Source organism: Mycobacterium sp. NGS16 (genome assembly GCF_059813225.1).
The window spans coordinates 468,559-480,440 of the sequence record NZ_JCALEE010000001.1 but is presented as its reverse complement, the minus strand read 5'-3'; the positions used below and the strand labels follow the sequence as shown (position 1 = coordinate 480,440).

The 11,882-nt window shown below is 74.2% G+C and carries 5 protein-coding genes; 1 reads left to right on the top strand and 4 read right to left on the bottom strand.

Annotation, left to right across the window (positions count from 1 at the left end; translation table 11 throughout):
* Positions 1-4 precede the first annotated feature (4 nt).
* The gene (locus tag AC5Y4Q_RS02355; RefSeq protein WP_125225718.1) at positions 5-925 is read left to right on the top strand and encodes an SAM-dependent methyltransferase; all 921 of its coding nucleotides are present in this window, start codon (positions 5-7) and stop codon (positions 923-925) included.
* 9 nt (positions 926-934) lie between these two features.
* Here AC5Y4Q_RS02355 and AC5Y4Q_RS02350 read toward each other — a convergent pair whose 3' ends face one another.
* The 4 genes from AC5Y4Q_RS02350 to AC5Y4Q_RS02335 all read right to left on the bottom strand — a co-directional run bounded on the left by AC5Y4Q_RS02350 (position 935) and on the right by AC5Y4Q_RS02335 (position 11,794).
* Positions 935-2,299 (bottom strand): alkaline phosphatase family protein, encoded by a 1,365-nt coding sequence (locus AC5Y4Q_RS02350; RefSeq protein ID WP_235663978.1) that lies wholly within the window; start codon positions 2,297-2,299, stop codon positions 935-937.
* A gap of 166 nt (positions 2,300-2,465) precedes the next feature.
* Entirely contained in the window at positions 2,466-2,771 is a 306-nt protein-coding gene (locus AC5Y4Q_RS02345) for a DUF732 domain-containing protein (RefSeq protein ID WP_185746704.1), read from the bottom strand.
* An 86-nt stretch (positions 2,772-2,857) separates the two neighbouring features.
* Positions 2,858-4,654 carry a signal peptide peptidase SppA gene (gene sppA / locus AC5Y4Q_RS02340; protein WP_499957796.1) on the bottom strand — a complete coding sequence of 599 codons (1,797 nt, stop codon included), beginning with the start codon at positions 4,652-4,654 and terminating at the stop codon, positions 2,858-2,860.
* 75 nt (positions 4,655-4,729) lie between these two features.
* Positions 4,730-11,794, bottom strand: a complete 7,065-nt coding sequence (locus AC5Y4Q_RS02335; protein ID WP_499957794.1) for a PGRS repeat-containing protein — start codon at positions 11,792-11,794, stop codon at positions 4,730-4,732.
* Between the last annotated feature and the right edge of the window lie 88 nt (positions 11,795-11,882).

Here is an 11,882-nt window from a genome sequence, read left to right as displayed (position 1 = left end):
AGCGATGGCACACAGCGGCCGATTTTCCGGGGACAGCTGGGATCTGGCGTCGAGCGTCGGCACGACCGCGACCATGGTCGCGGTCGGCCGCGCGCTGGCCAGCCGGGAGCCCGACGCGCTGATCACCGACCCCTTCGCCGAGCCACTGGTGCGCGCGGTCGGGATCGACTTCTTCAACCGGCTGCTCGACGGCGAGTTGGAACCAGCGGTCGCCGAGGACGCCGCCGCCACCGCCCGGCCGATGACCGAGGTGATAGCGGTGCGCACCCGGTTCTTCGACGACTTCTTCCTGGCTGCCGCCGCAGCCGGCGTCCGGCAGGCCGTCATCTTGGCGTCCGGGCTGGATTCGCGGGCCTACCGGTTGGCCTGGCCGGAAGGCAGCGTCGTCTACGAGATCGACCAGCCGGAGGTGATCGACTTCAAATCCCGCACGCTGGCCGATCTCGGCGCCCAGCCGACCGCGCAGCGTCGCGCGGTCGCCATCGACTTGCGCGATGACTGGCCGGCCGCGTTGCGCCGCAGCGGTTTCGACGAGACCAAACCCACCGCGTGGAGCGCCGAAGGGCTGCTCATCTATCTGCCCCCGGAAGCGCAGGACCGGCTGTTCGACAACATCACCGCCCTGAGCGCACCGGGCAGCAGGCTGGCCACCGAGTACCACCCCGACGGTGCCGCCACGCTCAGCGACTCAAATCAGTCGGTGAGCCAACGCTTCGCCGAATACGGGCTCGACCTCGACTTCGCCAGCCTGGTCTACGCCGGGGAACGCAAGCCCGCCGGGGACTACCTGTCCGACCAGGGCTGGCAGGTCAGCAGCCGCACCCGGCCCGATGTCTTCGCCGATTATGGGCGCAGCTTTCCCGACGACGCTGAAGTCGTTGCGCGGCTGCGCAATTCGGTTGCGATCGAGGCCATACGCACCTAGCCGCGGCTGCTACGCCACGTCGAAGTCCGGCAGAGACAGTTCGGGCGCGGCGAAATCGTGGTCCCCGCCCAGCAGTCCGGGGTCGGTGAACTCCGAGCCACCCGGCAGCGGCGGGTCGGTCGGCGCGATGACGCCGGAGCCGGTCAGGTACGCGATCCCCCGGGCCAGCGTGTCGGTGGTGTCGACCACCAGGCCACCGGTGAACTGCACGACCTGCTGCAGGAATTCGGCCACTCCGCTGATCAAGAAGATGTCCTGGTCGACGATCGACTGCAGGAACTTGTCGATTTCGGTGACGACGAGGTTGAGCCCGTAGGGGATGGAGGTGACGATCGTACGGATGCCCAGCATGATGTCGTTGCCGATGTTCGGGTAGCCGTACATCGCGATCGCCGACAGCAGCGCCTGCTTGAGGTCGTCGGGCACGACGGTGCTGTCCACGATGTTCGGGTCGAGATGCATTGGGCTGCCGTCGAAGTCCGACCGCATCGGGACACCGAACAGCGCCAAGATCGTCGGAGTGATGTCGGCAATCGAGTAGTTCAGGTTCTGACTGCCGTCGGTCGCGTCGTGGCCGGCCTGGTCGAAGATGACGAACTGTGTTGTCTCGTTGGGCGACTGGAAACCATGACCGAAGCCGAGCGACTGCTGGTGGCCATGATCGGTGGTGATGATGATCGACCAGTCGTCACCGGTGAGCGCCTTGACCTGGGCTACCGCATCCAGGATCTCTTTGATGTTGGCCCCGACATTCACCACGGCTTGGGCGTACTCGGCCGAGCCGCCCCCGAACCCGTGCCCGGCCTCGTCGACTTGCACCTGGTAGGAGAACAGAAAATTCGAGATGTCATCGGGGTTGTCTGCGGTGGCCAGGATCTGCGCGATGGTCTGCGCGGTGACCGCCGCGTCGGTGGCAGCCCAGCTGTCCTGGAACGGGACGAAGACGTTGTTGTCCACCGGGTGGCCGCCGGCGCCGGCGATGCCGTTGATGTAGTCCCAGTCGGCGATCACCGAGGTGTTGATCTCCGGCTTGTAGTACTCGAGCATGTTGAACACCGTCGGCCACTTGTCGTACGGCTCGGGCCGGAACAGGTTGTTGACCACACCGTGCTTGTCGTCCCAGACCCCGGTGAGGATGGTCGACCACGATGGCCCCGAGATCGTGGTGTGGTTGACCTCGGTCGCGGCTCCGGTGATGCCCTGGTCCATCGCCAGCTTGAACCCGCTGTCGTCGTTGTAGGCATACTCCAGGATCTTGGACAGGTTCGTACCGTCCACGCCGATCAACAGCACGTGCTCGGCGGCAAGCCACCAGTCGGCGGTGCGCGAAAGCCCCATCGGGGTCCCGACGGCCGCTGCGGTGCCGGCAACCATGCTGGCCACGGCCGTTCCACACAGAAACTGCTTGATTGATGTCACGAGCACCTCATCGACGTTGACGGGCCAACTCGCGTGACACTAGCAGAAACCCAGGGAAACCTCAGGCTTCTCCGCAGATCCGCTAATTTTTCTGATCAGCGGTGAGATATTCGGCGACCGCCTACATGTGCTCCGGGCAGTAATGCGCGGTCGAGATCGCGGCGAACTCCCCCGCCTTCTGGATGGTGAAGCCGGGGTTGGTGGCCTGCACCGCGACGACCGTGTCCATCGGGGACAACCCGGCGTCCATCAGTTGGCACACGGCGCGGCCGGCGGAGACGGCGGCCTGGTCATTGCCGGTGTGGCTCAGGCCGGCACCCGACAAGGTGGCGAGGAACTGCCCGTCAACACCCGTGGGTGCGGCGTGGGCGGGGGCGGCGAGGCCGATCATCGCGCTCAGGCCCGCCAGCAGCAGTAACCGTTTCATGCTGGTAAGCATGCGGGGCGCTCGTTAAGGGCGCGTTACCGAGCTTTTACTGCCGCGGAAGAGTTGTGTTGCGTCGTTGTTACGCCTCACCAGCGCGATTCGCCGAGCCACAGCACCTGTGCGCCGTTGACCGATCGGCCCGCCTGCTCGACGATCCCGGTCATCGACCGCACCAGCAGGGCCCCGACAGCATCGGGCAACGCCGCCGCCGGCTGCGACGACTGGCGCGGCCGGAGGAACTCCCACAGTGACGAGCCGGGGTAGGACACGGTGCGGACCTGCGCGTCGGCGTCGAGTCCGGCCAGCACCTTGGCGCGCCGCACCGCCGTGCGCAGCCCGCCCAGCTCGTCGACCAAACCGCGTTCGGCCGCGTCGGCGCCGGTCCACACCCGCCCGCGAGCCACCGCGTCGACCGCCTCGGTGGACAAGTTGCGGCCCTGCGCGACCCGCTCAACGAAATCGGCATAGAACAGGTCGGCTTCGCTCTCGACCTGCCCCTGCTGTTCAGCAGTGAACGGGGCGTTGATCGACCAGGCGTCGGCGTTGGCGCCCGTGCGCACCGCGTCGGTGCCCACGCCCAACCGGTCCTTGAGCTCGCGGGCGACCAGCTTGCCGGTGACCACCCCGATCGACCCGGTGATGGTGCCGGGGTTGGCCACAATCGCGTCGGCGCCCGTGGCGATGTAGTAGCCGCCGGACGCGGCGACCGCACCCATCGACGCCACCACCGGTTTCCCGGCTTTGCGCGCCTGCTGCACCGCCCGCCAGATGGTCTCCGACCCGGTGACCGAGCCGCCCGGACTGTCCACCCGGAGCACGATCGCGGCGACGTCATCGTCGGCGGCGGCCTCGCGCAGGGCCGCGGAGATCGTGTCGCCGCCGACGCTGCGGTTGCCGAACGGCGACAGCTGCGGCCCGCCGGAGCCGCTGACGATGGCCCCGGCCACGGTCACCACGGCGAGTGCCGGCTTGTTCTTGCGGCCCGGGAGGGGCGGCAGGGACGGTGCCGAGACCAGCGGGCGCCCGGCGGTCGCGTTCGCATAACGCGTCAAGTACAGCCGGGGCGGGGCGTCGGGATCGTCGGCGCCGGACGCCGAATCCCCTTGGCCGCCGGCAAGTTCAGCGATCCGGTCGTAGGCCTCGTCGCGGAAGCCGATCCGGTCGATCAGGCCCGCCTCGACCGCGTCGTCACGCAGCAACGGCGCCCGGTCGGCCAGCTCGTCGATGACGCCGGGATCCAGGTCCCGGGATGCGGCGACGGCCTGGCGCACCTGCGCGTGCAGGCTTTCCAGCAGCGCGGTGTCGGCCTCCCGGTGGGCGTCGGTGTAGGAGTCCTGGGTGAATAGGTTGGCCGCCGATTTGTATTCGCCGCGGGCGACGAACTGCGCTTCGATGCCGGCCTTGCCCAGCGCGCTGCGCAGGAACGTCGCGTTGGTGGCGAAGCCGATCAGTCCCACCATCCCCGACGGTTGCATCCACACCTCGCCGAACGCCGACGCCAGGTAGTAGGACAGTGTTCCGGGGTAGGTCTCGGCCCAGGCCAGCGATGGCTTCACCGCGGTGAACTCGGCGATCGCGGCCCGCAGCTCCTGGACCGGACCGGCGGCCGCGGCCGAAAGCTGCACGCGCGCAATAAGTCCGGCGACCCTCGGGTCTTCGGCGGCGCGGTGGATCGCGGCCACCACGTCACGCAGCACCGGTGGCTGGCTTCCGGAACGGATCAGCGCCAGCGGGTCGAAACCGCCGGTCTCGTGGGGTAACGACTGCAGGTCGAGTTCGAGCACGACACCGTTGGGCACGCCGTGGTGTCGGGCGGTGTCGATGCGACGGGCGACGCCGCGCAGGTCGTCGAGGCCGGGAACCCCGGTCAGCAGGGAGAACATGGATTTCACCCTACCGGCGGTGACCCTACCGGCCGCGGTGTTGCCCGCCGGCGCTCATCAGGTCGGGTCGGCTCGTTAACCGCCGACGACGATGATGTGGCCGGGTGCGCCCTCCCCGCCGGCACCGCCGGTGGTTCCGGTCGGTGCACTGCCCGGCTGGCCGGGGTCTCCCGCCGCCGGGCCACCGTCGCCCCCGGTGCCGCCGGTTCCGCCGGCGCCGCCGTTTCCGCCGGTACCGCCTTGGCCGCCGTTGCCGGAGAACGCGTTTACCAGGCCCCCGCCGGCAGCGCCGCCGTCACCTCCGTCACCGCCGTTGGTTCCGGCCGCGGCGCCCGAGCCGCCGGTGCCGCCGGAGCCGCCGTCACCGCCGGGTGCGACACCGACGAGGTTGCTGCCACCGGTGCCGCCGGTGCCGCCGGCACCCCCGGTGCTGCCGGTTGCGCCGCCGGCCGCACCACCGGTCCCGCCGTCGCCGCCCTTGCCGCCGCCGACGGCTCCGATGAGGCCGTTGCCACCGTGACCGCCCTGGCCACCCTCGCCGGCAACGCTGCCGGCCTGGTTGGCCGCCGCGCCGCCGGTTCCGCCCGTGCCTCCGGCCCCACCGGCACCTTGGGTGCCCACGGCGACTCCCGAATCACCACCGGCGCCACCGGCACCGCCTGCACCGCCTACACCGGCGGCGCCCTGCTCGGCTCCGCTACCACCGCCTACGCCGGCCACGCCACCGGTGCCGCCGTGACCGCCCTGGGCGCCCACCCCGAGCAGACCGACGAGAGCGCTTCCGCCCTTCCCGCCGTCCCCACCGATTCCGCCATCACCACCGGCGCCGTTGCTGCCGTCGGCTCCGCCGCTGGCAGTTCCCGCGACGCCGCCGCCACCGCCGACACCGCCGGTGCCGCCCGCGGCCCCGGTTTGCGGCGCCCCGGCAAGACCCAAGACGTCGAGCAAGGCATCTCCGCCTTGACCGCCGGTACCACCGGTACCGCCGGTACCACCCTGGCCACCAGTGCCGGCATTGAAACCGTCCCCGCCGCTACCGCCGGTGCCGCCGGCACCGCCCTGGCCACCGGCGCCCGGCGCGATCGGGCTGAGCAACGCGTTTTGGCCGTTCGAACCGGCCACGCCGGTGCCGCCTTTGCCACCGGTACCGCCGGCGCCGCCGTCGCCCTGCTGGGCGTGACTGCCGTCGGTCTCCAGCCCGCCCTGACCGCCGGTGCCGCCGGTTCCTCCGGTACCGCCGGTGCCGCCGGCTTGGGTGGTGGTGCCCGCGGTTCCTTGGGCGCCGTTGCCGCCGAGTCCGCCGTTGCCGCCGACGCCGGCATGACCGTCGCCGCCGGTGTCGCCGCTGGCACCGGAGGCCGCCGGGTCGGTGCCGGCCCCGTTCAGGCCGCCCGCGCCGGCGGTGCCGGCCGCACCGCCGTGGCCGGCGTTGCCGCCCGTACCGCCCATGCCGCCGGCTCCGCCGTCGGCGCCGCTCGCCGTCGGTGAGGTGTAGCCGGTGCCGCCGGTACCGCCCACACCGCCGTCGCCGCCCTGGCCGCCGTCACCGGCGTCACCGCCCTTTCCGCCGACGCCGACGCTGCCGTTGGTACTGCCGGTTCCCGCGGCACCGCCTTGACCGCCGGTGCCACCGTTGCCACCGGTTCCGCCGTCGAGGCCGTCGCCGCCGGTGCCCCCGGTACCGCCGGCGGTGTTCACGGCGGTTCCGGTCGTCCCGGTTTCGCCGATGGTGCCATTGGCGCCGGTGGTCCCCGTCGCGCCGTTGCCGCCGGCGCCGCCCTGGCCACCGTTGCCGCCGACACCCTGCAAGCCGGTGGCGCCGGCTGTTCCCGAGTCGGCCCGGTCGGCGCCCGCCCCGTTCAGCCCGCCGATACCCGCGGTGCCGCCCTCACCGCCCTGCCCCCCGGTGCCACCGGCGCCGCCGACGCCACCGTTGCCGCCGGATAGCCCGGTGGTGCCGGTCTGGTCGTAGCCGGCGCCCCCGTTGCCACCGTTGCCGCCGGTGCCACCCTGACCGCCGGCACCGCCGTTGCCGCCGATACCGCCGGCACCCACGACTCCGTCAGTGGACCCGGTGCCTGCCGCACCACCCTGGCCGCCGTTGCCGCCGCTGCCGCCCTGCAAGCCTTGGCCGCCCTCGTGCCCGGCCTCGCCGGTACCACCGTCGAGGGTCACGCTGTCGCCCGCCAAGCCCACTCCACCGTCGGCGCCGGTCTCGCCGATCCCGCCGGTCGCGCCGTCACCCCCGTTGCCGCCGACGCCGCCGTTGCCGCCGGCGCCCTGATTGCCCACGGTGCCGTCGGCACCCGAGGCGGCTTGGCCGTTGAGGCCGGTACCGCCGGCACCACCCTTGCCGGCCGCACCGCCGGCCCCGCCACTACCCCCGGCGCCACCGACCGCACCGTCACCACCATTGGTGCCCGGCGCCGCAGCCGGATCCGATGCCGCGTCATACCCATTGCCACCGCGGCCCCCAGCACCACCGGTGCCGCCATCGCCGCCATCGCCCCCGGCACCACCAACACCACCGGCACCCTGTACGCCCTCGGTCGAGCCATGCCCGCCGGCACCGCCATTACCGCCGGCACCACCATCGCTGCCGGCCCCACCGGTGGCCCCGGTACCACCGCCGCCGCCGGCCGTGCTCGCCGTCGTGGCCGTGCCATCGACACCGTCATCGCCGACCGCACCGGTGCCACCGACAACACCGTCGAACCCGCGACCGCCCACACCGCCGTCGCCGCCGTCACCCCCGGCGCCCTGGGCACCGTCGAAGCCACTGGCGCCACCGTCAGCGGTCAAACCCCCCTTACCGCCGGCACCCCCATCACCGCCGGCCCCACCATCGCCACCACGCCCACCGGTCACCCCGGCCGCCGTCGACGCCAGACCCGCAGCGCCATCAGCGCCATCCCCACCCCGGCCACCATCACCACCGTGCCCGGCAACACCGTCAGCGCCGCTGGCGCCGCGCACTCCGCCGGCGCCCAGGCCTCCTACACCGCCCGCGGCGGCATTACCGCCGCCGCCACCGGTACCACCGGTCTGCCCGGCAGCCCCGGCGGTGGCGCCGTCATCGCCGCGGGCCCCGGCCGAACCATCCCCGCCCGAGCCACCACTGCCACCGTCCCCGCCGGCACCCTGACCGCCGGCGGTGCCGTCCGCGCCCGCAGCGGCCTGACCACCGCGTCCCACCCCACCGGCACCACCGGAGCCCGCCGCGCCCCCGGCACCACCCGCGCCTCCGGCGCCACCGACCGCACCATCGCCACCGCGGGTGCCCGGCGCCGCCAGCGGGTCCGATGCCGCGTCATACCCGTCGCCACCCTTGCCGCCGACACCGCCGGCGCCGCCGACACCGCCGTTGCCGCCGACACCGCCGATCCCGCCCAGGCCTTCGAGACCATCGGTGGAGCCGTGACCCGCCGCACCGCCATTACCGCCGGCACCACCCTCGCTGCCGGCCCCACCGGTAGCCCCGGTACCACCGCCGCCGCCGGCGGTGCTCGCCGTCGTGGCCGTGCCATCGACACCGTCATCGCCGACCGCACCGGTGCCACCGACAACACCGTCGAACCCGCGACCGCCCACACCGCCGTCGCCGCCGTCACCCCCGGCGCCCTGGGCACCGTCGAAGCCACTGGCGCCACCGCCAGCGGTCAAACCCCCCTTACCGCCGGCACCCCCGTCACCGCCGGCCCCACCATCGCCACCACGCCCACCGGTCACCCCGGCCGCCGTCGACGCCAGACCCGCAGCACCATCAGCGCCATCACCACCGCGGCCACCATCACCGCCGTGCCCGGCGACACCATCGGCGCCCTGGCCGGCGCCACCGCTACCGCCGGCGCCGGCGTTGCCGCCGTTGCCGCCCACACCGCCGGTCAGGCCGTCGGCACCCGCGGTGGCACCGTCGTCACCGCGAGCGCCCGTCGACCCGTCACCTCCGGAGCCACCGTTGCCGCCGGTGCCCAGCGCGGTGCCGGTGCCGCCCGTTCCGCCGTTGCCGCCGGTGGTGCCCGGTGCTGCGGCCGGGTCGGTCGCGGCGTCGTAGCCGTTGCCGCCGGCGCCGCCATTGCCCTGCGGGCCGGACGGGCCGGCGCCGGCCTGGCCGTCGCCGCCCGGCGTGGAGCCCGCTCCCCCGGTTCCGGCCGTGCCGGCCTCGCCGAGCGCACCGCCGTTGCCGCCATTGCCGCCGTTCGGGTTTGCCGCGCTGCCGTCGGCGCCGTCGCCGCCGTCGCCGGCCACGCCCGCGTCGCCCCCGTCGCCGCCGGTGCCACCGTCACCCTGCAGGCCCGCGGTTGCGCCGTTGATGCCCGCACCGCCCGCGCCCCCAACACCGCCGGCGCCGCCCGCCGCGCCGTTGCCCCCGGCACCGCCGTCACCGCCATTGCCGTTGCCGCCGTTGGCGAAGGTGCCCGCCCCGCCGCGTGCGCCGTCACCGCCGCTGCCGCCGGCGCCGCCGGTGCCACCGGCGCCGCCTTTGCCGCCGTGATTGCCCGCACCCGAGCCGATACCCCCGGCACCGCCGGTACCGCCGGCCTGGCCAACGATGCCGTTGCCACCGTCCTCGCCGGGTAGGACACCGGTGGCACCGTTGGCACCGGCCGCACCCGCGGTCCCGTCGCCGCCGTTGCCCCCGTTGCCGCTGCCGATGGCATCGCCGCCATCGCCTCCGCTGCCACCGTTGGCGCCGCCGCTGCCGGCCTCGCCTCCGTCGCCGCGCTCGGTGCCGCCGTCGCCGCCGTCGCCGCCGCGGCCGCCGGTGCTTCCCCCGATTCCGGTGCCGTCGCCGCCGTCGCCGCCGCGGCCGCCGTCGCCGTCGGCGCCGGCATTGCCGCCCGCCCCACCGTCGCCGCCGTTGCCGGTGCCCTGCCCCGCACCACCGTTACCGCCGGTGCCGCCGTTGCCGGCCGCGGTGCCGCCCGCTCCGCCGGCGCCGCCGTTGCCACCGGCCGCATCTTCGCCGCCGCCTCCGCCGTTGCCGCCCGCCCCGCCGGCGCCGATCGTTCCGCCGCTGCCGCCGGCGCCGCCCGCGCCGGCGGCCACTCCGGGGGTCGTCGAGGTGAAGCCGTCACCCCCCTTGCCGCCGTGCGTCGCGGTGGGCGACGGGTCCGAGCCGTCGGCGCCGGTGTTCCCGGCCTGACCGGTGCCGGCGGAACCGCCGGTACCGGCCGCGCCGCCGCTGCCGCCCGCGCCGGCCGCTCCGGCGGCACCGGCCGAACCGCCGTTGCCGCCGTCGGGTGAATTGGCGTCGCCCGCGGCCCCGTCGCCCCCGGTACCTCCGGCTGCGGCGTTGCCTCCGGCGCCGCCGTCGCCGCCATTGCCGTTGGCGCCGGCGGTGCCGGTCGGCGAGGTCGCCGCGCCGCCATGGCCGCCCGTTCCCCCGGCCCCGCCGGCCCCGCCGTCGCCGCCGGCGTGCCCGTCGTTGCCCGCGTCGCCGGGGTTGACGCCGGCCGTGCCGGCCAGTCCGGCGGCCCCGTCACCGCCCCGGCCGCCGCTGCCCGCATTGCCGCCGCCGCCACCGTTGGCACCGGCACCACCGGCACCACCGTCGCCTCCGATACCGCCCTGGCCACCCGAAGTGCCCGGAGCCGCAGCGGTGTCCGTTGCCGCGTCGTAGCCGGCCCCGCCGTTGCCGCCGGCACCCCCGGCCCCGCCGTTGCCGTCGGCGGCCCGCGTGGTGCCGTCGGCTTCCAGCCCACCGCCACCACCGTTGCCACCGGCGCCGCCGCTGCCGCCGGCGGTCCCGTTCGGGTCGGTGGCCGTTCCGGCGATGCCATCGCTACCGTCGCCTCCCCTGCCGCCGGTACCGCCGACGCCGGCATGACCGTCGGCGCCATCGCCTGCCGCCACACCATCACCGCTCACGCCGCCGGCGCCGCCGATGCCGGCATTGCCGCCGTTGCCACCGTTACCACCGGCCGAACCATCCGGGCCGTCCTGCGTACCGTCGGTGCCGTCGACGCCCGCGGCGCCGCTACCGCCATTGCCGCCGGCCCCGCCGACACCACCGGCACCTGCCACGCCTGCCGTTCCCGCGGCGCCGGCCTCACCGAACAACGACGCGCCGCGGCCGCCGGCGCCGGCTTGTCCCCCGAGGGCGCCGTTGCCGCCGCTGCCGCCGCTGCTTCCGTTGCCGCCGTTGCCATCTCCGCCGTTGGCGAAGGAACCAGCGGTCCCGCTGAACCCGGCACCGCCGGCGCCGCCGGCGCCGCCCGCGCCGCCGTTGCCGCCGCGCCCGCCGTTACCCAGCCACAGGGAGCCGACGCCGCCGGCACCGCCGTTCCCACCGGCGGTACCCGCACCACCGTTGCCGCCGTTGACCCCTCCGGACGTGGAGTTGGTGCCGCCGGCACCGGCCAGACCCGCGCCGCCGTTACCGCCGTTACCGCCGTTACCCACCGCGCCGATCCCGAACAAGTCCTGGACATGGCCGGTGCCCCCGCCGTCGCCACCGTTGCCGGCCTCGAGCAGGACGCCGTTGACGAAGCCGGCCGCGCCGCCGTCGCCGCCGTTGCCGCCGTTGCCCATCCATTCACCGCCGGCGCCGCCCATGCCGCCGTCAGCGCCCAGCCCGCCCGCACCGCCGTTGCCGCCGTTGCCGAAGCCGCCGGCCATTCCGCCGTTGCCGCCGGCGACCCCGGCAATGGTGCTGGACCAGCCGTCGCCGGCGTCACCGAAGAACAGACCGCCGCCCTGGCCATCCGGATTCGCCTCGGTACCGTCGGCGCCGTCGCAGATGATGCCGCAGAACCCCGGCAGGGTGAACGGCGCCAGCAACGTGTTGATGACCTCGTTGACCTGAGCGCCGAACGGGCTGGCAATCCAGGCTTCGAGCTGATCGTGCAGCGGCAACCACATGGTGGTGAGCCACTGGTCGGCCACCGACGTGCCGTCGGCGGGCCAGGTGAACAGCGCCGGTTCGGCCGGGCCGGAGTTCAGCGCGTCGGCGTCGCCGTCCAGCCCGAACCAGCCCAGGAAGTCATCGAACCCGAAGTCCGCACCGGCTTGCGGTGGAGCCGCCAACGGCGCCATCCCGAACGCCAGGAACGCCGCGACCGCGCTGCCGGTGCCGGCGACCCGCCGTGTGGGGCTGACGCGCCGCCGGGGGAAACCTGAACGCAACCGACGCCTCATCTGCCCACGCCTTCCAAGTAGCCCCGCACGGCGCGTGACGCAGGTCACGTCCTCCCAACCATCGTTATATAAGGCTGTGAGGCACATA